This window comes from Paenibacillus hexagrammi, from assembly GCF_021513275.1.
GTDB lineage: Bacteria > Bacillota > Bacilli > Paenibacillales > NBRC-103111 > Paenibacillus_E > Paenibacillus_E hexagrammi.
This window is the reverse complement of the sequence record NZ_CP090978.1, coordinates 5,781,772-5,803,701: the sequence shown is the minus strand read 5'-3', so window position 1 is coordinate 5,803,701 and position 21,930 is coordinate 5,781,772. Positions and strand designations below refer to the sequence as shown.

Sequence of the window (21,930 nt, the reverse complement as noted above, 5' to 3'; positions counted from 1 at the left end):
TTTACCCCCCATATACCGCAATTAGGCCAAGTATGCTAAGACCAGAAAAAAGTAACGGCAGCATAATCGGAGGGCCAATAAGAAAGTTACGAAAGGCATATCCGCCAACCCGTTTGCCGACACCTTTGACGTGATAATAAAAACCGATTAAGCCTGAAATAGCCCCAAGCCAAAAAAGCACTTGGGTAAGTCCGAACCACCCTGAAGTATTGGCTAACGTGGAAATGATACTGACCAAGCAAATGAGAGGAGCCAGTAAAACAGGTGCCCACATCACTTTGCTATGGAAGTTTTGCCTGTAATGGAACATGGTAACCTGGGCCCATAACAGGATATAGAACAGGCCGATCATAAAGATAATAACTCGATCCGAAGACCAATGACTCCAAACCATCCTTTATCCCTCCGAATTCATTCTCATGATGATACTTTCACTTGCGGGAATGTGATGCCGCCGTAGGGGAGGACCGCCACGGAGGTTGCCGGGTCTTTGAGTAGCATGGCTAATGTGGCCTTGAGGTCTGGAACCGGCTGAAAACCAAGAAGCTCAATAGATTTTGGTGACATTAGTGAGTGTAGGTAAACGGTATGCTTGTTCAGCACCTTGTCGATATGCTCGATTTTGTGAGCACCCATTGTGAATTTTTCCTTCAGCTTCTGAACCATAACGCGGCGGTCTTGAATAGTATCTACCCAGTACTGCAGGATGCCGTTCCCATACTGCTCCTCGCACTGTGCAATGAGGATTATGGTACCGCCAGGTTTGGTGATGGAAGCTGCATTTGTCAAGGATTTGACAGCCTGATAGAGCTGCGTGTCCTTCGGATACCCTCCGGGTGAAACGATGACTACATCGAACATGTAGGGAACCGTTACGCAAAATGTACGCCTGACCAAGTCCATGGCAGCACGATGAGCCTCGATAACATCTCCGGCTACAGCCCCAAGTAGATTTCGTTCGTGGTCAACTACTACGTTCAGCAAATAATGGATAGGAACGAACCCCAGCATCTCTTCCATATCAGCTCGAACGGCGTTATTTGGATCTCCGGGCGTAGCTGGATAGGCTTGGGACAGGCTGTGATTATGCTCAATGGCTGCTGATGAAGCAGCCCCAGGGAAGAGTGCTTTAACCCCACCGGAAACCCCGGCCAGTGCGTGAGGCTCCAGGTTGCCGGTTACCATGCGAAAGTCAGCCTCCACAACATGCTTGTTGATTTCCACAGGTGTTCCCATTTGGGTGACCCCGAGTTGAATACAATCTTCAGGTAAGCTGGAGTGGTTGAGAACTTGAACTCGGCGGAAGACGGATGTTCCTACAAGCTCCTTAATCTCCTGCTCCGTCTGCTTGCGATGAAGACCTAGAGCTATGACGATGGTTATACAAGCATCCGCGATTCCCCCTTGATTTATCGCATCCAGTAACTGTTCTAAAAACAAGTAGCTGGGACAAAGGCGCGAGGCGTCACTAATCAGAATGACTGCTTTCCTATATCCGCGTACAGCTTCATGCAGGGGCTTGGCCGCAATTGGGTTTTGGAGTGAATGCGATATGTAATCGAAGGCAAGGTCCGCAGGATGCGTGTTATAGGTAACCCAATGCGGAGAACGATGGTCCGGCAGAGGCAGCGGAATTTGCGTTTTCCCAAATGGAATGAAGTAGATAACAGGACCTCCTCTCAGTGGATACGTTCTAATTATTTCCAAAAGTTTGAAGTTTATGAGTGAGTTAATGTATTTCGAGAATCTGGTGAAATGTTACATATGGACCAAGTTTATTCTATTAACTTTGTGGAGTCAGAGATATGACAACTAAAAGTTGGCTCCATGCGGGAAACGGTGGATGTATTGCCATTGGTTTATTTGGCGGGGCTACCAGAGGTTTAGGTAAAGAGGAAACATTTAAGGAATGAAACGCTTTTTACTTCCATGGTAATCTGTTGCTAGATAGAGAGGACATTCCCATATGTACAAAAAAACGCATCGGAGGAAGAGTTATATGTTCAAGAGTCTAGTTCATCGCACTTTAGGAATTACTGTAGCCGTTACAATCGCTATGTCAGCAACTACAGCTGTTTCGGCATATGCAGCCTATGATGATATGGATGCCGTATCTCTAGTTGATAAAATGGTAGGGAAGGATTACTCCAGAGGTGATGAATCACCATCTCAAGGATTCGATTCTTCGGGATTGATCTATTATATTTTCCAGACGTTGGATTACTCGGTTCCTAGAACACTTTCGGCACAGCTTGCTATGAATAAGCCTTATATCAGCAATATTAGCAAAGCGCAGCCAGGTGATGTCTTGTTCTTTGGTAGTGGGAAGAACCCTACGTATGCCGCAATTTATGTTGGAAACGGTAAGATGGTTATGGCCTCCCAAAGCAAAGACGAAGTCGTCACCCGCAATGTCAGTGATTATAAGAAGAGCTTCATCGGAGGAAGAAGTATCTTATCTTCCAAGGATCGTTTGAAGGCACAAATGATTTTGGCAGCGCAAAAATATTTGGGCACCCCTTATGAATTTGGAGCTAAATACGGACAAACGGATACGCTGGATTGTTCCTCCTTTGTAAAGACAGTATTCGCTGAATACGGCATCACATTGCCGCGTGTTTCTCGAAATCAAGCCAAGGAAGGCACTTATGTAAGCAAAAGCAATCTGGAGGCAGGTGACTTGGTATTCTTTACGACGGCAGCATCCGGTAAGAACATCGGTCACGTGGGAATTTATGTCGGTAACGGTATGATGATTCATACGTACGGCGAAGGCGGAGTGAAGTTTACTTCTATTAATAAAGATTGGTGGGCGGACCATTACGTAACCGCTCGTCGGATCCTGAAATAAGACCGTAATGGAACCCTGAGAGCTCCGGCGACCAGGGTTCTTTCGCATCCATTTCGATTCATATGATACAATGGAGGAAGAGAGAGACTATGAGTACAGGGAGAGAGACACATGGAATGGGAACGCATGAAAGAACGATTGGAAGCGGTTTTACATGCGCCTATGAAGATAGGCTTACTGCCCGAGGCGCAATGGAATCGAATCATCGAAGAGTTTCAGGAACATAACGGTACGAAGCAATCGGTACGAAGCGTTGAGTCTGATGGGGATGTGCTCTTTTATATAAACAAGGAAAGCTCGGAGATTCGTGTGCTTCGCATTGCAGCGACAGGCTTATCGGCTACGGAACGAGGGCTTGTTGAATTAATGTTGGAGTCGAAGCAGGCCCCGGAAAAGAAAACCAAAATCTCCTACGTGTCGGAAGACGAGAGGAAAGCGCATCAACTTCGGGACTGGCTGCTAGACCAGATGCAAAAAGGATTCACTCATGCGGAATTACCGGACACATTGGCTTCTCAGTCTTCTTTGTATTCATCCAAAATCCCGCTGCTGCTGTACGGAGATTACTCGCAAAATCAACGCGTCTCCTATATAGAATTGAAGAAACTGTTAGAATCGTTCTTTGAATCCGAGGTAACACTGATACCGCTATTAGAAAAAGAATGGCTGATTCTTGCTTCGGAAAGCTTATTGACCAGCGGCGCAGAAGAGCGTGAGGGTGATGAAGAGGAAAGTGTCGAACAGATTCTCGACGCGATTGGCTCAGGTTTATATGAGATGCTAGCAAATGAATGGATGGGTGAATATCATCTAGCGATTCACTATCCAATGAAACCAGCCAAAGCAATGTTCTCCACGATCCTGCAGCTGAGAGAGACCATTATGCTGGGCCGCTCGTTTCATGTGGGAAGCTTCATTCACCTTCCCTGGGAGCTTCATTTGGAGAAGCTGCTGCACATGGTGCAGGAGCACGATAAGGCGGACTTCCTGGAGCAGGTTCTGCGCGGCACCGACTATGTGCTTGATGCGGAGACGGTTACGACGTTGGAGCAATTTTTTGCACTGGATTGTAACGTAAGCGAGACAGCCAAGAAGCTGTACATTCACCGCAACACATTGCTCTACCGGTTGGATAAATTCAAGCAGGAAACTGGACTGGACGTAAGAACGTTCAATCACGCTGTTTTGGTAAGACTGGCATTATTATTGTACAAAGTCACGAAAAGAAAGTGATTTTTTTGTAAGAGTTGTGCATAGTCAGTCTGGTGGTTGTGGGGTAAGATGAATACATGAAGTTCGAGAAACCGTAGGGGGAATGAAACCATGGCAGGCGTACGTTTAAATCATATCGTTAAGAAATATCCCGGTGCAGAAGAATCCACTGTTAAAGATTTCCACCTTGAAGTTCAAGATAAAGAGTTTGTCGTTCTTGTAGGTGCTTCCGGTTGCGGAAAATCCACGACTCTTCGTATGATCGCAGGATTAGAGGAAATTACAGAGGGTGAATTGTACATCGGCGACCGCCTGGTGAATGATGTAGCTCCTAAAGATCGCGATATCGCGATGGTTTTCCAATCTTACGCTTTGTACCCGCACATGACTGTATACCAAAACATGGCGTTTGGTCTGAAGCTTCGTAAATTCAAAAAAGCTGATATCGACGCTCGCGTTCGCGAAGCGGCGAAAATTCTAGATATTACTCATCTGCTGGATCGTAAGCCTAAGGCTCTGTCCGGTGGTCAGCGTCAGCGTGTTGCTTTGGGTCGTGCGATCGTTCGTGAGCCTCAAGTGTTCTTGATGGACGAACCGCTTTCCAACTTGGATGCGAAACTTCGCGTACAGATGCGCGCTGAAATTACAAAATTAACAAAACGTCTTGGTGTTACAACGATCTACGTAACGCATGACCAAACAGAAGCTATGACAATGGGCGATCGTATCGTTGTTATGGATAAAGGTATCATTCAACAAGCGGCTACTCCAGAAGAAATTTACAACACTCCTGTTAATATGTTCGTTGCAGGCTTCATCGGATCCCCATCCATGAACTTCCTGAACGGTACATTGACACAAGAAGGCGGCGGCCTGTTCTTCAAATCGAACGGACTAAGCGTAGAAGTTCCAGCTGGTAAAGCGCAAGCTCTTCGCGATAAAGGCTACGCAGGTAAAGAAGTGATTCTGGGTGTTCGTCCAGAGGATATTCATGATGAGCCAGTATTCCTGGAAGCTTCCCCTAACTCTGTAGTGAATGTAAACGTAGAGTTGACAGAGAACCTTGGTCACGAAATGTACCTGTACCTGAACGGTATCGGCGCGGGCACAGTAATCGCTCGTGTAGACGGCCGCGCAGGAATCAAAGAAGGCATGAACACGAAGCTTGCTCTGGATATGAACAAAGTTCATTTCTTCGATAAAGCATCTACATTGTCCATCTTGGCTAACTAATTCAATAATGTTGTAAAAAGATAGGCCAGCCGTTATCGGTTGGCCTTTATGTTTGTATATAGGACTGCATTTTCCGCGGTATAAGTTGATTTCGCCTAGGGATTGCATTACGATGAAACTAATGGATATGATACAACTCGAAGGAGACAAGTGAATGGCAAAAAAATTAAAGGTTTCCGACATGGTTGCACAGTTTCACATGGAAGTCTTGGCCGGGGAAACCGGGCTGAAAAGACCGATTACAACCGCTGATTTATACCGGCCAGGTCTTGAAATGGCGGGTTATTTTAACTATCATCCGCGGGAACGCATTCAAATGCTGGGAAAAACGGAGATTACTTTTCTAGAAATGTTAACGACAGGTGTACGCCGTAACAGAGCGGAGCAGCTGTGTGCGCCAGAAGAAACCCCGTGCATTGTTGTAACGAGAGGACTCGATGTGCCTGCTGAGCTTCTCGAGGAAGCAACAAAACGGGAACTTCCAATACTCAGAAGTCAGGTATCTACGACTATTTTTTCAAGCAGATTAACTGGTTTTCTAGAGAATAAGCTAGCCCCGAGTACAACTATTCATGGGGTTCTTGTTGACGTTTATGGAGTCGGCATGCTGATTACCGGAAGCAGTGGGATCGGTAAGAGCGAGACGGCTCTCGAGCTAGTGAAAAGAGGGCATCGACTTATCGCTGACGATGCGGTCGAAATCCGTCAAACAGCGGATAAAGTGCTGACAGGGAACGCTCCTGAACTCATTCGCCACCTGCTGGAAATTCGTGGTGTTGGTATTATCAACGTGATGACGCTGTTCGGCGCTGGGGCGATACGGAACGTCAAAAAAATCTCCGTAGTTGTCAAATTGGAAAACTGGCAGCAGGACAAGCAATATGATCGATTGGGATTGGATGAAGAGCTGACTCGAATTATTGACACGGATCTGCCTCTTGTAACGATCCCGGTACGACCTGGCCGAAACTTGGCCGTCATCGTCGAGGTAGCAGCGATGAATTATCGCCTGAAGCGAATGGGATATAACGCGGCGCTTCAATTTACGAATAAATTGACAGAGTCGTTGTCCGAGGATTTCGAAGACGCCGACTAACATTCATTATGAGGGGGTAACAGATACAGATGCTTAATCCGATCGCATTTGCTATTGGTCCTGTTAAGGTACACTGGTATGGGATTATTTTAGGTACAGCAGCGTTAGTAGGACTGCTCCTGGCTATTCGGGAGGGAAAAAGATTTCGCATTCAGCCTGATTTTTTCATGGATTTGCTATTAATAGGCGTTCCTTCCGCAATTATATGCGCCCGAATTTATTATGTAGCTTTTCAATGGAAAGACTACAAGGATAACCTAGCTGAAGTATTTATGATTTGGCACGGCGGCATAGCGATTTACGGTGCATTAATCGGTGCGATTGCAGCGGGTTTCTTCTATACAAGATCGAAAGGGTACTCATTTTGGCGAATTCTAGACATTTGTGCACCTGGACTCATCGTTGGACAAATGATAGGCCGGTGGGGTAATTACATGAATCAGGAAGCGCACGGCGGTCCTGTCGAAGAGTCGTTCCTGCGGCATACACTGCACTTGCCTAATTTCATTGTGAATCAGATGAATATCGAAGGCGTTTTCTATCATCCTACCTTTTTTTATGAATCGTTTTGGAACTTCGTCGGCCTGCTGCTGCTTTTCTGGCTGCGACGCAGACCTTTTTTGCGAGCAGGGGAGCTCTTTTTCAGCTATCTGATCTGGTATTCCGTTGGCCGATTCTTTATCGAGGCGCTTCGCACGGATAGCTTGGACTTTATAGGACCGACATGGCTTGCTTCCCTGATGAATGCATTATGGTCTCCGATGACCCTCCTGTTCGAGCAAGGGACACTGACATACGGCGGTAATGTCCGAATTTCTCAATTGTTAGCTGTTCTGCTGGTGATTGGCGCCGTTATTACGATAATCGTAAGAAGAAAAAAAGGATATGCCACTGTGCGTTATTCCGATCCGATCGTATCCTCGAAGGCGGTAACGTCAGGTTCGGAGAACAACGACGCGGAAGAGCTATCCACCAAAGGAGCAGAGTATGATTCAAACCGTACTGTTTGATTTGGATGGAACTATTGTTGATACGAATGAATTGATTGTGCAGTCTTTTTTACACGCTTTGGATGGCGAGACGCCGGAGCCTTTGACAAGAGAGATTATCATTCCGAATATGGGTAGGCCTCTTGTGGAGCAAATGGAGTTTTTTACAGGAAAAAAGAAGTGGAAGCGCTCATTCAGAAGTACCGCAAGTTCAATATTACAAAGCATGATGAGCTCGTAAAAGAGTTCCCTCACGTTCATGAAGTGATGGCAAGCTTACATAAGCAGGGCTATAAAATAGGTATCGTAACCAGCAAAATCCGCCAAACCACACTAATGGGGTTAAAGCTTTGTGGACTGGATAAGTACGTTAGCACGATCGTGACGGTTGAGGATGTAACCGAACCGAAGCCGAGTCCAGAGGGAATATTGAAGGCATTGGCTGAATTAAACGGTAAGCCCGAAGAGGCTGTGATGGTCGGAGATAGCCATTATGATATTGAGGCAGGACAAAACGCCGGTGTTACCTCGGTAGGCGTGGCATGGTCGTGGAAGGGGCGGCCCTATCTCAATGAATATAAGCCGGACTATATCATCGATGATATGAGAGAGCTGCTTCCGATTGTCGGCGCCTCTCCGGATGTGAGTGCTGATTGAGACGAACGGAACGCTACCCGGTAGAAGGCACGAACGCTTTGTGGCAGATCTACCATACCGTCAGTAAGTGGAAAGCCGTACGCAATTTTGTCTTCATACAAATTACACGTTATTCCCCATCCCTGCACGTGAAGAATTGGATTTACCGTAATGTGCTTGGTATGAAGGTGGGGAATCATACCGCATTTGCGCTTATGGTTATGGTCGATGTCTTCTTCCCGGAAAAAATTCATATTGGCGAGAACACTATTATTGGATACAATAGCACGATTCTAGCTCATGAGTATTTGACGAAGGAATACAGACTGGGTGAGGTCCGCATTGGCTCCCATGTGATGGTTGGGGCGAATACGACAATCCTGCCAGGGGTGACGATTGGCGACCACGCTGTAATTGGGGCAGGTTCAGTCGTTCATAAAGACGTAGCGCCACATAGCTTTGTTGCAGGGAATCCTCTTCAGGTTATTCGGGTTGGCAATAAGGAATAACGAGTGAAGCAGGCTGATTGAGCAGCAAGTAATGATGATTGGGCTGATTGAGGGTTTAGACCCTACGCGGTTCTCAGAGTTGCTGAATCAGTGGTAAAAGTAGTCTGCAGTTAACGTAACAGAAGGATCATCGTCAGGAGGAGACTCCTGACGTTTTTTATTGCAGCCGGAACGAACGTATAATTGACGCTAGGATGGGTTCGTGATAAAATTACTACATTCTTTATTTTGGTAGTATGGTAGCACGGTAGTGGACTAAAGCAATTGGGATTTGCATAGTTGGTGGATATGTAGAACGTGCAAGAACAATAAATGAACACATGCTCTGCATGATGTTAGATATAAATTGAGGTGAGACAGTGTCTAAGCCAAAGGTGTTTGAAAAACCGGTAGGAGTTAAGGATTATTTGCCGGAAGCGGTGAAGAAGCTTCGAAATATTGAGTTTCGCGTACTGGCTTGTATGGAACGTTGGGGATACAGTCAGATTATGACGCCGACCCTGGAGTATTATGATACGGTGGGAGTGGCAAGCTCCACAGAGGATAAAAAGCTGTTCAAGTTGCTGGATCGTAAGGGGAAGACCTTAGTCATGCGTTCGGACCTTACCGCTCCGATTGCCCGCGTAGTGTCCTCTTTGTTGAAGGAAAAATCTTTTCCGCTGCGCTTGTCCTATCACTCTAATGTCTTCCGGGCCATCGAAGAAGAAGCGGGCAGAGATTCCGAGTTCTTTCAGACCGGTGTCGAGCTGGTCGGCGATGCTTCTCCAGAAGCGGATGCTGAAGTAGTTGCTCTTGCTATCGCTTCCTTGCAGGCGGCAGGTGTGGACAAGTTCAAATTTGCCCTGGGGCACGTTGGCTTTCTGAATGGCTTGTTCCAAGAGACCCTCTCAGGCAGAGAGGAAGCTCAGACCATGCTTAAAGAGTGTCTGCTGAATCGTGATTATGTCGGGTATCGGGAAGCTATTCAATCCCTTTCACTAAAGCCAGAAGTCGAAAATGAGCTGCAAGGCGTACTCAGACTTAGAGGGGGCGATGAAATCTGCGAGCAAGCCCGCCAAGTGTCTAAGGACCCGGTTGCTCAGCATGCGATTCATCACCTCTGTGAAGTGTGGGATGTGCTTAAAGCGTACGGAGTCAGCGAACATGTGGTCATTGATCTCACGATGATAGGCGACTTCTCCTATTACACGGGAATGACCTTTGAAGGCTATGCAGCAGAGTTGGGCTTCCCTGTGTGCAGCGGAGGCCGTTACGATAACTTATTAAATCAATTTGGACGTCCAGCACCTGCTACAGGCTTTGCTCTCAAGACGAATCGGATTCTGGAGGTCATCGGCAAGGAGCCGGTCGACCAACCTGAAAGAGAGTTGATTCTGTATAGCGCAGCGAATAGAGCCGAAGCTCTGAAGCTCGCTCAAGAGCGGAGAGACCGTGAAGGACGCATTGTTGTCACTCAGTTGGTTTCGGATTCGCAGACAGAAGCATACACAGCTTCAAGTAATGGTACCTATGAGTTTGCCGGCACGATCTATCACAATGTGATTAAGATGTTTCCTTAAGGGAGTCGCAGAGCGTTGATAAAAGGGGAATGGAGAGCTTCGTAGTTTTCGGAGAAGAGTAGCTGGCGCCTTTGAAAGTTTTGTTATTACCTTTGAAGGATATGATTTCAATCGAATAACAAAATGTCGACAGCGATCGGGCAAAATCTGCTGAAGCTCGGAGTGGAACCTACGTTATCAACAACCTCTTTCCTTTAAAGGAGTAACGATAGAATCAGCTTACAAGACGAGTAGCCTTGAATGGGAGACTCGAAGGAGGCTTTGCATCATGGAAGAAATTTTAAAAGTAGCGATGCCGAAAGGCCGCATTTATAAACAGGCAGCGAAGCTGTTGCTCAAAGCAGGACTTCCGATTCCGGAAGACTTGGAGGAAGGACGGAGGCTCATTATTCCGGTCCCTGAAGCTAAGATGGAGTTCATTCTGGCCAAGCCGGTCGACGTTCCGACCTATGTCGAATACGGAGTTGCGGACATCGGAGTAGTAGGCAAGGACGTGTTGATGGAAGAAAACCGCAACGTCTACGAGCTGTTGGACTTAGGGATTGCTAGATGCCGCATGTCGGTAATCGGCCTTCCGGACTGGAAGCCGTCGATTCATCCGCGTGTAGCGACCAAATATCCGAATGTGGCATCCCAGTTTTTCAAAGAACAGGGACAACAGGTTGAAGTCATTAAGCTCAATGGTTCCATTGAATTGGCACCTCTGATTGGACTTGCTGACCGTATCGTGGATATGGTCGAGACGGGGCAGACGTTGAAGGAGAACGGTCTTGTGGAGCAGGAGGAAATATTTCAGATCACCAGCCGTTTGATCGCCAATCGAGTGAGCTACCGGATGAAAAATGCGCAGATTCAGCAGCTGTGCGATCTATTGCAGCCTGTTTTGCCGGTGCAAGCGGCGCAGGTATAGTCAAGCGGATCAGCTCAAAGTAGGCTGCTCTGACCTTCGTCGGTCTGGGCAAGCTGGAGGAGGCCTAGGAGGAGCTGTAAGCTCCTAAAAAGGTTTAGGAAAAGCAAAAAAGAGTTTTTAAGCGAGCTAACATTATCAATAGAGAGTCAATGGATATAAAGGAGCGCTAGATGCTCCATAGAAGGGATGATAGGCATGCGGATACTACCTGCCTCGGAATTTCAATTAAAGCGAGAGGTCGAGTACGGCACTCCTGAGCAAAATGAGAGCGTCCTCCGCATCATCGAAGCGGTGCGGCAGGACGGAGACGCAGCACTGCGGCGCTTCGCGCAGCAGTTCGACGGCGTCAGCGTCGCTGAGCTTCGCGTGAGCGACGAAGAAGTGCAGGCGGCGTACGAGCAGGTCGACGCCGGGTTCGTGGCGGCGCTGCGTCAAGCCGCCGCCAATATCCGTGCGTTTCATGAGAAGCAGAAACGCACATCATGGATGGACCTGCAGCCGGACGGCAGTCTGCTGGGCCAAATCATCCGACCGCTGAAGCGGGTCGGATTATACGTGCCCGGAGGAAAGGCAGCATACCCTTCCTCCGTGCTGATGAATGCCATCCCCGCGCTCGTGGCGGGGGTGCCGGAGATCGCCATGGTGACGCCTCCGGCTACCGCTGGCGAGGAAGGCATTAACCCGCACATCCTCGTGGCGGCAGCCGAAGCGGGCGTGCGGGAGATCTACCGTGCAGGCGGAGCGCAGGCCGTTGCCGCGCTCGCCTATGGAACGGACTCCATTCCGGCCGTCGACAAGATCGTCGGACCGGGCAACATCTATGTAGCGCTGGCGAAGCGCTACGTGTTCGGCGTCGTCGATATCGACATGATCGCCGGACCGACGGATATCGTCGTGCTAGCTGACGAATCCGCAGACCCCGAGTATGTCGCGGCGGACCTGCTGGCGCAGGCGGAGCACGACGAGATGTCGCCGGCGATTCTGGTGACACCGTCCCGCGAGCTGGCCGAGTCCGTGAAGCAGGAGCTGTGGAGGCAGCTGGAAGTGCTGCCGAAGAAAGCGATCGCTGCGGTATCGACAGCAACGAAGGGGGCCATTCTTCTGGTCGACAGCTTGGATGAGGGCATCGATGTCATCAACCGCTTGGCGCCGGAGCACTGCGAGCTGCTCGTGCAGGATGCATTTAGCGTGCTGCCGCAAATTGAGAATGCAGGGGCTATTTTCCTGGGGGCATACAGTACGGAACCGGTAGGCGACTATTTTGCCGGACCGAACCATGTACTGCCGACAAACGGTACAGCGAGATTTTCGTCTCCGCTTAACGTCGATGATTTTATCAAGAAGTCCAGTGTGATCCACTACAGTAAAGAAGCGCTGCTCGCAAACGGTGAACAGATTATGATATTAGCTCGGAATGAAGGGCTGGAAGGCCATGCAAGAGCCGTAGAGATCAGGCTCAAAAAAGAAGGGAAGTTGAAGTAACGATGTCACTGCAAGAATCAAACGTTCGCTCGGCGAGCGTTTCCCGCAAAACGAACGAAACCGATATTCAGCTGACGTTTCAGGTAGATGGAACAGGCGTTTCCGAGATTCAGACGGATGTCCCTTTTCTTAACCATATGCTCGATCTGTTCACCAAGCACGGTCAGTTTAATTTGAACGTCGTGGCAAAGGGTGACATCGAGATCGATGATCACCATACGGTTGAAGATATCGGCATTTGCCTCGGTCAAACACTGCGCGAAGCGCTAGGCGACAAGAAGGGCATCAAGCGCTATGCGAGCGTATTTGTGCCGATGGACGAAGCGCTGGCGCAAGTGGTCATCGATATCAGCAACCGTCCGCATTTGGAGTATCGCGCGCAGTATCCGTCCCAGAACGTAGGCAGCTTCGATACGCAGCTCGTTCATGAGTTCCTGTGGAAGCTGGCGCTGGAAGCACGGATTACGCTGCACGTCATCGTTCATTACGGCCAGAATACGCATCATATGATTGAAGGCATATTTAAGGCGTTGGGACGCGCGCTTGATGAAGCGACTTCGATTGATCCTCGTGTGCAGGGGGTTCCTTCGACGAAGGGAGTGCTGTAAACATGATTGCAATCATCGATTATGGAATGGGTAATTTACATAGCGTTAGCAAAGCAGTAGAACGTCTGGGATATGAAGCTGTCGTGACCGGCGATGCGGAGCGGATTCTTGCGGCTGATGGAGCGATTCTGCCAGGCGTAGGAGCTTTCGGCGATGCGATGGGGAATCTTCGGGAATCCGGGCTGCAGGACATCGTGATCCGCTATGCGGAGACGGGCAAGCCGCTGCTGGGGATTTGCCTCGGTATGCAGCTGCTTTTCTCAAGCAGTGAGGAGCACGGTAATCATGAGGGTCTGGGGCTTCTGCCAGGCAAGGTTATTCGTTTTCAAGGCGATTACAAGGTGCCTCATATGGGCTGGAACCGCCTGGTCTACAAGAATAGCGGAAGTCCGTTATTTGTGGATGTGGAAGAAGGTCATGTGTACTTTGTGCACTCCTTCCATGCAAAGCCTGAAGTTGAATCGGATTTGCTCGCGGTTACGGATTATTATCAGCAGGTAACGGCTATCGTAGGCAGGGACAATGTGTACGGCATGCAGTTCCACCCGGAAAAAAGCGGAGATATTGGCATGCGTCTGCTCGCTAACTTTTTGAAGCTGACAGGGTCGACGGTGGCGTCGTAGCCTTCAACTGGAAAGGGTTGTGTATTGTGAAATTCAGGCCATGTATAGATCTTCATCAAGGCAAGGTCAAACAAATCGTCGGCGAAACGCTGCAGACAGACAGCGATCGTGTCATAGAGAATTTCGTATCCGAGCAGTCTCCTGGCTACTACGCGTCGATGTATCGTGAAGACGGTCTTCAGGGCGGCCATGTGATCATGCTTGGCGGCGGCAACGAGGAGGCGGCTTCGGAAGCGCTGCGCGCTTACCCTGGCGGCTTGCAGATTGGCGGCGGAATTTGCGCAGACAATGCGGAACAGTATCTGGAGCTGGGCGCTTCGCACGTCATCGTAACCTCTTATATTTTTCAGGATGGCAAGCTGAATTGGGAGCATCTTGAGGCCATCGCCTCCAAGGTAGGGCGCGAGCGGCTCGTGATTGACCTCAGCTGCAAGGAGCGGGACGGCAAGTATTATGTGGTGACCAATCAATGGCGCACGTTCAGCGATTTTGAAGTGAATGCTTCCGGAATCGCCAGTCTGGAGCAGTATTGCGATGAATTCCTAATTCATGCGGTGGATGTGGAAGGCAAGCGTCAGGGCGTTCAGGAACGTCTGGCTGCTCAATTGGCAGAATGGACGACGATTCCAACGACTTACGCAGGAGGCGCGCGGTCACTGGATGATCTGGCTCGTTTTCGGGATATCACCGGGGGCAGGCTCGATATTACGATCGGCAGCGCTTTGGATATATTCGGCGGAGAGCTTCCGTACCGTGATGTGTTGAAATTTTACCAATCTTAATTTGGCAGGCGGCTACTGAAGCTCGGAGTGACCCTGCTTTATCAATAAACTCGCAGGCGGTTGGGCGCCTGAGGCTTTAAGAACTTTTCAAAAAAAGGAGGTGCGCCTCATGTTAGCCAAACGAATTATCCCTTGTCTGGATGTCAAAGACGGACGGGTGGTCAAAGGCGTCAATTTCGTGAATTTACGCGATGCCGGAGATCCGGTTGAGCTGGCGGCCATTTATGACCGTGAAGGCGCCGATGAGCTGGTTTTCCTGGATATCTCCGCTTCGCATGAAGGCAGAGCGACGATGGTCGAGGTGGTGCGTCAGACAGCGGGCGAGATCACAATTCCTTTTACCGTTGGAGGCGGGATCGCAAGCGTGGATGATATGAAGCGGCTGCTGAGGGCGGGAGCCGATAAGATAGGGATTAATACGGCAGCTATCCGTAATCCTCAATTGGTGTCCGACGGAGCCCGTAAGTTCGGCTCCCAGTGTATCGTTGTCGCGATGGATGCCAAGTTCAATCCGGAGTGGGGCGAATGGGAAATCTACACGCACGGCGGTCGAAATGCTACGGGCATCAAAGCACTGGAGTGGGCCAAGAAGGTGGAGCAGCTGGGAGCCGGTGAAATTCTGCTGACCAGTATGGATGCGGACGGTACAAAGGACGGCTTCGACCTTAAGCTGACACGCGCTGTATCCGAGCTGCTGACGATTCCGGTCATTGCTTCAGGCGGAGCCGGCAAGATCGAGCATTTCTACGATGTGTTTGCGGATGGGAAAGCGGATGCCGGTTTGGCCGCTACGATTTTTCACTATAAAGAATTAACGATCCAAGAGGTTAAAGATGATTTGAAGAACAAAGGAGTTGAAATTCGATGACATTCTCTATAGATGCTATTCAATTTGATGCACACGGTCTAGTTCCCGCTGTCGTGCAGGACGCCGTTAGCAAGGAAGTACTGATGCTGGCTTATATGAACAAAGAGTCGCTGCAGCGCACGATTTCTACAGGTGCTACTTGGTTCTGGAGCCGCTCGCGTCAAGAACTTTGGAACAAAGGTGCGACCTCCGGTCATACGCAAAAGGTAAAATCCCTCCGTTATGATTGTGATGCGGATACATTGCTCGTTCTGGTTGAACAAGCAGGACCTGCATGCCATAATGGGACGTATACCTGCTTTACGAACAACATCCCGATGGAAGCGCAAGAGGAGTCTGCTGATGCGGCCGCATCACCTGCTCAATCATCCTCCGCTGGACGTTTTGCTATCCTGTCCGAATTGGAATCTGTCATTGCTTCACGCGAAGCGGAGCGTCCGGAAGGCGCTTATACGACATACCTGTTCGAGAAGGGCATTGACAAGATTCTGAAAAAAGTCGGAGAAGAAACGGCTGAAGTCATTATCGCTGCCAAGAACAACGACGCCGACGAGCTTCGCTATGAAGCGAGTGACCTCATTTTCCACTTGATGGTGCTGCTGCGCAATAACAAGCTTCCTCTGGATGAAGTCATGCAGGAGCTTGAGCGCCGGCACGTGAAAAAATAAATAAAGAAGGCTGGAGTGATACCTGATGCTGATTGATTACCACACTCATCATGTGCGCTGCGGTCATGCCTCCGGGGAACTGGAGGAGTACGTCAAACGCGGCATCGAGATCGGGCTCACGCAATTAGGGCTATCGGATCATATGCCGCTTTTGCATGTGGACCCGGCAACCTATTTTCCGGAAATGGCCATGCCGATGGATGAGCTTCCCCGCTATGTGGAAGAGTGCTTGCATCTCAAAGAAAAGTATAAAGAGCAGATTGACATTCGTGTGGGCTTGGAAGGCGACTACATTGAAGGCTACGAAGCTGAAATTGAGAGCATTATTAAGGCCTATCCTTGGGACTATGTGATTGGTTCCGTTCACTTCTTAGGCGAATGGGACATTTCCGATTTTCGTCAGCTTGCGGGCTGGGAAGGTAAGAATGTTTACGAGGTTTATACCAGATACTATGAGCTTGTAAAAAAAGCGGCAAGAACGGGATTTTATGATTATATCGGACATATCGATGTAATAAAGCGCTTTGGCTATAAACCGGACCGGGATCCGTGGGAACTGGAGAAAGCGGCCTTGGATACGGTCAAAGAATGTGGTCTTGCCATCGAACTGAACGCTTCCGGGCTTCGGATGCCTTGTGAAGAAATGTTCCCCAGCAGACGCATGTTGGAATACTGCCATAAGGTGGGGATTCCGCTTACAATCGGGTCCGATGCGCATCAGCCTGAGCGACTGTCCCAATATTTGGACCAGGCGAGAGCACTGCTCAAAGAGATCGGATTTAACGAAATAGCCACATTTTCCGCTAGAAAGCGACATCTTGTTACTTTTTAAATTCGACACCTATCATGTATAATGAGTAAGGCATGAATAAACTTATTTAATGAACCTTCGGAGGTAGCCATTAACCATGTATAGCGACAATGTTAAAATTTTTTCCGGATCTTCGAATCCGAAGCTTGCGGAACGTATTTGTAAGGAGCTTGGCCAGCCGCTAGGACAAATTAAGTTGTCCCGTTTTAAAAGCGGAGAAATCTACTGCCTGTACGAAGAAACGATTCGTAACTGTGACGTATTCCTGGTGCAAACCTTCTCACATCCGATCAATGAGCATATGATGGAGCTTTTGGTCATGATGGATGCGGCGAAAAGAGCCTCCGCAAGAACAATCAACCTTGTCATTCCTTACTATGGTTACTCCCGTCAAGAACGCAAAGCAGCTCCTCGTGAGCCGATTTCTGCAAAATTGGTCGCTGACTTGTTTAGCGCTGCGGGCGCTGACCGTGTCGTGACGATTGACCTGCACGCACCAGCGATTCAAGGCTTCTTTAATATTCCAGTGGATCATCTGACAGCACTTGATGTCATCAGCGATTGCATTAAGAAGAAAAATCTTCCTGATCCGATTATCGTATCTCCGGATGCGGGCCGTGCAACTACAGCTGAGAAGATGGCCAACATTCTCGATGCGCCGTTTGCGATGATGATCAAGAAACGTCCCGCTCACAATGAGTCCGTCATTACTCACGTGATCGGCGATGTTGCAGGACGCACACCGATTATTATTGAAGACTTAATTGACACAGGCACAACGATTGTTAATGTAGTAGAAGGGCTTAAAGAACGCGGAGCCCATGACGTATATATTTGCGCGACGCATCCAGTCTTCTCCGGACCTGCGCTGCAGCGCTTGGACCACCCGAACATCAAGGAAGTCATCATCACGGACTCCATTGCGATTCCTGAGGACCACTCCGAGAAGTTCCGCGTGCTTTCCGTAGCTCCGCTGCTATCCGATGCGATTCGTATCATTATCGAGGGCGGTTCCCTGTCCTCGCTGTTTAAGTACGGCGGCGTGTAAGTAAAGCAGTTTTGGCTTCCGCGCTTTCTATGGTATAATTTGATGGAAATCAAATTGCCGGAGGTGCCTTGCTATGGAAAAGAAAAAGCGTGTGTCCGAAGCGCTGAAGCCTAAAGTCATTTCGATCAACATGGATGCCGCGTTCTTTTTCGAGAGAGCGGTTCAATCCCTGGATCGGTTTCATTACGATAAGGCATTGAAATATTTCCGGCGGGCTGCGGAATACGAGCATGATAATCCTGTTAACCACTGCAACCTGGCGGGGGTCCTCTCCGAGATGGGCAACTACGAAGAATCGAACCAGATTTTGCAGCAAATTCTTGATACAATCGATCCGACGATGACGGAATGTTATTTTTATATGGCCAACAATTATGCCAACATGGAGAATTTTGAATTGGCGGAGAAATCGTTGGTTCAATACTTGGAGAACGATCCAAACGGTCATTTCCTAGAAGAATCCGAAGAAATGATGGAGCTTCTTAACTATGAACTGGATCGGCCTGCCCCTCTCACCAGCATCAAGAGTCGAGAAGGGCTCTTCGAGCATGATAAAGCAAGAGCTATGCTGGAAGAGGGTAAATTTGCCGAGGCAGTTCGGCAGCTGGAGAAGCTGATCAAGAAGCAGCCTGATTTTTTGGCAGCACGCAACAACCTGGCGTTAGCCTATTATTATATGGGTCAATTCGAGAAGTCCATGGACACGATTCACAGCGTTCTTGAATTTGACTCGGGGAACCTGCATGCCCTATGTAATTTGGCGATCTTCCATCAGCATTTCGGGAACAAGAAAGAACTGCGAGAGCTGGTCGAACTGCTTTGCAAAACATATCCTTTTCAACAGGATCATGTGTTTAAACTGGCTACTACCATGGGGATATTAGGTGAGCATGAGAAAGCTTACCACCTGTTTAAGCGGTTGCTGAAAGCAGGTGACGGTGGAGCGGATCCGTGTTTGTATCACTATACAGCCGTAGCGGCCTGCCATATCGGAAGATTCCAAGAAGCTCACAGCCACTGGAAGCAAGTCAGCAAGCTGGATCCGGCTTCGGAGATTCCAAAGTTCTATATGGAACAGCTTCGCCTTCGGGAGCAAGGGGACACATCGCCGACATGGAGCTACCATTACCACCTGCCTTTCGAAGAGCAGTTCCGGGTGTTGGAGAAGTCTTCACAGGGCATTCCCGAGCAGCTGAAGAAAGATCCGTTAGTCCGCTCCTCCTTCTTCTGGGCTTTGCGACATGGTGACATGGATACGAAGCTGCAGGTTATTCAAGCTTTTGGCTTGATCGCCGACAATGAAGTGAAGGATGCGCTGAAAGACTTTATTGTAGAACATAATGAAGATGATTATTTGAAAAAGGTCGCCATCTTTGTGCTCCGCAGTATCGGCGTGCGTGAACCGCTTCGCGCTTATCTGGAGAGCCGGGAAACGATGGTGGAAGCTTCACCGTATTCCCCGCATTTGCCTGTATGGGATTCCAAATGGCAGGGTGTGATGGAAACGGCGCTGGCCCATATGCATAAGCGGTACGATATGGTGCAGCAATATGATCTGGAAATTCTCTGGGTGGAGTACTTAACGAAGACGTATCCGGGAGTTCCGAAAATCCAAAAATCCGAGGGCTGGGCAGCAGCTCTGGAATATTTAATCGCGAAAATGCATCGCAGAGCCATCTCTTATCAGGAAGTATCGGTGCGATACGGTGTCACCGTATCGACGGTCAGCAGGAACGTCAAGCTGATTGACGAGGCATGCGGACTGAAGGAGAAAATGGAGGCCATTTTCCCGAAATTCACGAGTATTTGACGGGCTTGTTTCCCTTTTATTCAAGGGAGGCTCTTCATGATATAAATAAAGTAGGCGGAATACAGCTTCCGTTTGCGTATAGAGATGTTCAAATAGGAGGGAACCCATATGTACAAATCAGTCGTTGTAGGAACAGGACCGTCGGGTCTAACAGCAGCTATCTATCTGGCGCGCGCGAATCTAAGCCCGCTGGTTATTGAAGGACCTGAGCCGGGGGGCCAGTTGACAACCACTACGGAGGTTGAGAACTTTCCTGGATTCCCTGAAGGGATTATGGGACCTGAGCTTATGGAGAACATGCGCAAGCAGGCTGAACGCTTCGGCGCGGAATTCAAAACAGGCTGGGTCAACTCGGTAGAGCTGACGAATCGTCCTTTCAAGCTGCAAGTGGAAGGCTTAGGGGAAATTGAAACGGAATCGCTCATTATTTCCACGGGGGCTTCAGCGAAGCTGCTGGGCATCACGAATGAGAAGGATAGCATTGGACGTGGCGTGAGCACATGCGCAACCTGCGACGGATTCTTCTTCCGAGGCAAAAAAATCATCGTGGTCGGTGGCGGCGACTCCGCTATGGAAGAAGCGAACTTCTTGACTCGCTTCGCTTCAGAGGTACAATTAGTACATCGCCGTGAAGAACTGCGTGCTTCCAAAATCATGCAGGATCGTGCCCGCGGTAACGATAAAATCAAGTGGGCTCTGAACAAGACGCCTCTTGAGGTCGTAGCTGGCGACAAAGGTGTAACAGGTCTGAAAGTGAAAAACAATGAGACCGGTCAAGAGGAAATCATTGAAACCGACGGTATTTTCGTAGCGATTGGCCATACGCCAAATACGAAGTTCCTGGGCGGTCAAGTAACGACTGACGAGCAAGGATACATCGTGGTGAAGCCAGGTTCAACAGAAACGAATATTCCGGGCGTATTCGCCTGCGGAGACGTTCAGGACACCAAGTACCGTCAGGCGATTACAGCAGCAGGCAGCGGCTGCGCGGCTGCACTCGAGTGCGAGAAATTCCTCGAAGGTCATATGGTACATGATTGGAGTCAGTCAGTATAATCGACTGGATCCTGATGATATAAACGTGGAGGGCATTGCTTTCCGCGTTTTTATTTTGATACAGGCGGCAGAGGTTCAATCTTGACCAGCTTACAGGCTTGTCATATAGTTGGAACAGGAGCTTATGCCCGAAAATTTAATGATGATTCGTTGAGGTGACCTTGCAATGTCAAATCAGATTTATATCGGTGTGGATTTAGGCGGTACCAATATTAAGGTCGGCATTTGTGACGAGCAGGGTAATCTGCTGCACACTTATGAGGGACCTACGGGAGCGGAAGAAGGACCGGATGCCGTTCTAGGTCGGATCGCTCAGTACGTGCGTAAAATTGTCGAAGATTCTCCTTATGAGTGGGAGCAAGTTGCTGGTATTGGTGCAGGCCTGGCAGGCTTTCTGGATATCCAGGAGGGTGTTGTCAAATTTTCGCCGAACCTGCAATGGCGTAATGTCGAGGCCAAGCGCACGTTGGAAGCTTTACTTGGCAAACCGGTAAAAATCGATAATGATGCCAATGTTGCTGCACTCGGAGAAGCGTGGGCTGGAGCGGGAGCCGGTGTGCCTAACATCGTCTGCTACACGCTGGGAACAGGCGTAGGCGGAGGTATTATTATTAATGGTAAGATCTATCAAGGTTCTAACGGTATGGCGGGCGAGCTTGGACATATGGCTATTGTTCCGGATATCGAAGCGATCAACTGCGGTTGCGGTCAAGTCGGCTGTCTTGAGACGGTTTCATCCGCTACGGGCATTATTCGTATGGCGAAGGAAGCGGTTGAACGCGGCGAGCATACCTCTCTTGCACTTCATGAGAACATGGAAGCGAAGCATGTGTTTGATGCTGCCAAATCGGGAGATGAGGTTGCGCTGCGCATTGTGAACCGTGCCGCCTACTACTTAGGCCGTTCCATGGCTTCTATTTCCATTGTGCTTAATCCAAAAAGATTCGTAATTGGTGGAGGCGTATCCAAAGCAGGAGAGATTCTGTTTGCGCCCATCCGCGAGACGTTTAAAAAATATACGCCGGAGGTTGCTGCAGAAGGTGTAGAGATTGTGGCTGCAACCCTGGGCAACGATGCAGGCGTCGTCGGCGCTGCCGGTTTGAATTTGCGTTAATCTAGCGAGTTGTAAGGATACGTAAGGTTTTGCAGGCGGGCGGTGTCGGCGCTTTGCTTTATTCG

The 21,930-nt window shown here is 49.1% G+C and carries 21 protein-coding genes and 1 pseudogene; 20 read left to right on the top strand and 2 right to left on the bottom strand.

Translation table 11 applies throughout. The features are described from left to right. Window position 1: 1 nt before the first annotated feature. Together L0M14_RS26545 and larA are read right to left on the bottom strand one after the other, a co-directional pair. Entirely contained in the window at window positions 2–394 is a 393-nt protein-coding gene (locus tag L0M14_RS26545) for a hypothetical protein (protein ID WP_235119425.1), read from the bottom strand. A gap of 23 nt (window positions 395–417) precedes the next feature. Then, a complete protein-coding gene (gene larA, locus L0M14_RS26540; protein WP_235119424.1) occupies window positions 418–1,707 on the bottom strand; it encodes a nickel-dependent lactate racemase family protein in 1,290 nt (429 codons plus the stop codon). A gap of 292 nt (window positions 1,708–1,999) precedes the next feature. Here larA and L0M14_RS26535 point away from each other — a divergent pair, with 292 nt between their 5' ends. The 20 genes and pseudogenes from L0M14_RS26535 (at window position 2,000) to L0M14_RS26440 (ending at window position 21,865) form a co-directional block, all read left to right on the top strand. Then, window positions 2,000–2,851, top strand: coding sequence for a C40 family peptidase (locus L0M14_RS26535; RefSeq protein WP_235119423.1), 852 nt, complete (start codon window positions 2,000–2,002; stop codon window positions 2,849–2,851). Between the two features lie 111 nt (window positions 2,852–2,962). Next, window positions 2,963–4,084: a PucR family transcriptional regulator gene (locus L0M14_RS26530; protein WP_235119422.1), complete on the top strand. Its 1,122-nt coding sequence runs from the start codon at window positions 2,963–2,965 to the stop codon at window positions 4,082–4,084. 90 nt (window positions 4,085–4,174) lie between these two features. Beyond that, entirely contained in the window at window positions 4,175–5,296 is a 1,122-nt protein-coding gene (locus L0M14_RS26525; protein ID WP_235119421.1) for an ABC transporter ATP-binding protein, read from the top strand. 154 nt (window positions 5,297–5,450) lie between these two features. Continuing rightward, entirely contained in the window at window positions 5,451–6,392 is a 942-nt protein-coding gene (gene hprK / locus L0M14_RS26520) for an HPr(Ser) kinase/phosphatase (protein ID WP_235119420.1), read from the top strand. Window positions 6,393–6,421: 29 nt separating this feature from the next. Beyond that, on the top strand, window positions 6,422–7,402 hold the full coding sequence (gene lgt / locus L0M14_RS26515) for a prolipoprotein diacylglyceryl transferase (protein ID WP_235119419.1): 981 nt from the start codon (window positions 6,422–6,424) through the stop codon (window positions 7,400–7,402). Then, a pseudogene (gene ppaX, locus L0M14_RS26510) lies at window positions 7,380–8,038 on the top strand (pyrophosphatase PpaX). The gene lgt and the pseudogene ppaX overlap by 23 nt, the downstream one beginning before the upstream one ends. Then, a complete protein-coding gene (locus L0M14_RS26505) occupies window positions 8,035–8,526 on the top strand; it encodes an acyltransferase (protein WP_235119418.1) in 492 nt (163 codons plus the stop codon). The pseudogene ppaX and the gene L0M14_RS26505 overlap by 4 nt, the downstream one beginning before the upstream one ends. A gap of 359 nt (window positions 8,527–8,885) precedes the next feature. Beyond that, window positions 8,886–10,085 carry an ATP phosphoribosyltransferase regulatory subunit gene (locus L0M14_RS26500; protein ID WP_235119417.1) on the top strand — a complete coding sequence of 400 codons (1,200 nt, stop codon included), beginning with the start codon at window positions 8,886–8,888 and terminating at the stop codon, window positions 10,083–10,085. A gap of 268 nt (window positions 10,086–10,353) precedes the next feature. Further along, complete coding sequence (hisG, locus tag L0M14_RS26495; protein WP_235119416.1) at window positions 10,354–10,995, top strand: ATP phosphoribosyltransferase; 642 nt, start codon at window positions 10,354–10,356, stop codon at window positions 10,993–10,995. 195 nt (window positions 10,996–11,190) lie between these two features. Further along, on the top strand, window positions 11,191–12,477 hold the full coding sequence (hisD, locus tag L0M14_RS26490; protein WP_235119415.1) for a histidinol dehydrogenase: 1,287 nt from the start codon (window positions 11,191–11,193) through the stop codon (window positions 12,475–12,477). Between the two features lie 2 nt (window positions 12,478–12,479). Beyond that, window positions 12,480–13,085 (top strand): imidazoleglycerol-phosphate dehydratase HisB, encoded by a 606-nt coding sequence (gene hisB, locus L0M14_RS26485; protein WP_235119414.1) that lies wholly within the window; start codon window positions 12,480–12,482, stop codon window positions 13,083–13,085. A gap of 2 nt (window positions 13,086–13,087) precedes the next feature. Next, a complete protein-coding gene (gene hisH / locus L0M14_RS26480) occupies window positions 13,088–13,708 on the top strand; it encodes an imidazole glycerol phosphate synthase subunit HisH (protein WP_235119413.1) in 621 nt (206 codons plus the stop codon). A gap of 26 nt (window positions 13,709–13,734) precedes the next feature. Beyond that, window positions 13,735–14,490 (top strand): phosphoribosylformimino-5-aminoimidazole carboxamide ribotide isomerase, encoded by a 756-nt coding sequence (gene hisA, locus L0M14_RS26475; protein ID WP_235119412.1) that lies wholly within the window; start codon window positions 13,735–13,737, stop codon window positions 14,488–14,490. A gap of 109 nt (window positions 14,491–14,599) precedes the next feature. Next, window positions 14,600–15,358, top strand: a complete 759-nt coding sequence (gene hisF / locus L0M14_RS26470) for an imidazole glycerol phosphate synthase subunit HisF (protein WP_235119411.1) — start codon at window positions 14,600–14,602, stop codon at window positions 15,356–15,358. Further along, window positions 15,355–16,026: a bifunctional phosphoribosyl-AMP cyclohydrolase/phosphoribosyl-ATP diphosphatase HisIE gene (gene hisIE, locus L0M14_RS26465; protein ID WP_235119410.1), complete on the top strand. Its 672-nt coding sequence runs from the start codon at window positions 15,355–15,357 to the stop codon at window positions 16,024–16,026. Before hisF ends, hisIE begins: the two co-directional genes overlap by 4 nt. 25 nt (window positions 16,027–16,051) lie before the next feature. Next, a complete protein-coding gene (gene hisJ, locus L0M14_RS26460; protein ID WP_235119409.1) occupies window positions 16,052–16,858 on the top strand; it encodes a histidinol-phosphatase HisJ in 807 nt (268 codons plus the stop codon). A 76-nt stretch (window positions 16,859–16,934) separates the two neighbouring features. Then, complete coding sequence (locus tag L0M14_RS26455) at window positions 16,935–17,885, top strand: ribose-phosphate diphosphokinase (protein ID WP_235119408.1); 951 nt, start codon at window positions 16,935–16,937, stop codon at window positions 17,883–17,885. Window positions 17,886–17,958: 73 nt separating this feature from the next. Further along, window positions 17,959–19,695 (top strand): tetratricopeptide repeat protein, encoded by a 1,737-nt coding sequence (locus L0M14_RS26450; protein WP_235119407.1) that lies wholly within the window; start codon window positions 17,959–17,961, stop codon window positions 19,693–19,695. A 108-nt stretch (window positions 19,696–19,803) separates the two neighbouring features. After that, window positions 19,804–20,751, top strand: coding sequence for a thioredoxin-disulfide reductase (gene trxB, locus L0M14_RS26445; protein WP_235119406.1), 948 nt, complete (start codon window positions 19,804–19,806; stop codon window positions 20,749–20,751). Window positions 20,752–20,917: 166 nt separating this feature from the next. Beyond that, on the top strand, window positions 20,918–21,865 hold the full coding sequence (locus tag L0M14_RS26440) for an ROK family glucokinase (protein WP_235119405.1): 948 nt from the start codon (window positions 20,918–20,920) through the stop codon (window positions 21,863–21,865). Window positions 21,866–21,930 lie beyond the last annotated feature (65 nt).

Bases quoted from the DNA above. Each gene is read 5' to 3' on its own strand.
- L0M14_RS26545 (WP_235119425.1), bottom strand. From the start codon at position 394: ATGGTTTGGAGTCATTGGTCTTCGGATCGAGTTATTATCTTTATGATC.
- hisH (WP_235119413.1), top strand. From the start codon at position 13,088: ATGATTGCAATCATCGATTATGGAATGGGTAATTTACATAGCGTTAGC.
- hisIE (WP_235119410.1), top strand. From the start codon at position 15,355: ATGACATTCTCTATAGATGCTATTCAATTTGATGCACACGGTCTAGTT.
- L0M14_RS26535 (WP_235119423.1), top strand. From the start codon at position 2,000: ATGTTCAAGAGTCTAGTTCATCGCACTTTAGGAATTACTGTAGCCGTT.
- hisG (WP_235119416.1), top strand. From the start codon at position 10,354: ATGGAAGAAATTTTAAAAGTAGCGATGCCGAAAGGCCGCATTTATAAA.
- hprK (WP_235119420.1), top strand. From the start codon at position 5,451: ATGGCAAAAAAATTAAAGGTTTCCGACATGGTTGCACAGTTTCACATG.
- L0M14_RS26440 (WP_235119405.1), top strand. From the start codon at position 20,918: ATGTCAAATCAGATTTATATCGGTGTGGATTTAGGCGGTACCAATATT.
- hisB (WP_235119414.1), top strand. From the start codon at position 12,480: ATGTCACTGCAAGAATCAAACGTTCGCTCGGCGAGCGTTTCCCGCAAA.
- hisF (WP_235119411.1), top strand. From the start codon at position 14,600: ATGTTAGCCAAACGAATTATCCCTTGTCTGGATGTCAAAGACGGACGG.
- L0M14_RS26525 (WP_235119421.1), top strand. From the start codon at position 4,175: ATGGCAGGCGTACGTTTAAATCATATCGTTAAGAAATATCCCGGTGCA.
- trxB (WP_235119406.1), top strand. From the start codon at position 19,804: ATGTACAAATCAGTCGTTGTAGGAACAGGACCGTCGGGTCTAACAGCA.
- hisJ (WP_235119409.1), top strand. From the start codon at position 16,052: ATGCTGATTGATTACCACACTCATCATGTGCGCTGCGGTCATGCCTCC.
- L0M14_RS26455 (WP_235119408.1), top strand. From the start codon at position 16,935: ATGTATAGCGACAATGTTAAAATTTTTTCCGGATCTTCGAATCCGAAG.
- L0M14_RS26530 (WP_235119422.1), top strand. From the start codon at position 2,963: ATGGAATGGGAACGCATGAAAGAACGATTGGAAGCGGTTTTACATGCG.
- L0M14_RS26450 (WP_235119407.1), top strand. From the start codon at position 17,959: ATGGAAAAGAAAAAGCGTGTGTCCGAAGCGCTGAAGCCTAAAGTCATT.
- lgt (WP_235119419.1), top strand. From the start codon at position 6,422: ATGCTTAATCCGATCGCATTTGCTATTGGTCCTGTTAAGGTACACTGG.
- hisD (WP_235119415.1), top strand. From the start codon at position 11,191: ATGCGGATACTACCTGCCTCGGAATTTCAATTAAAGCGAGAGGTCGAG.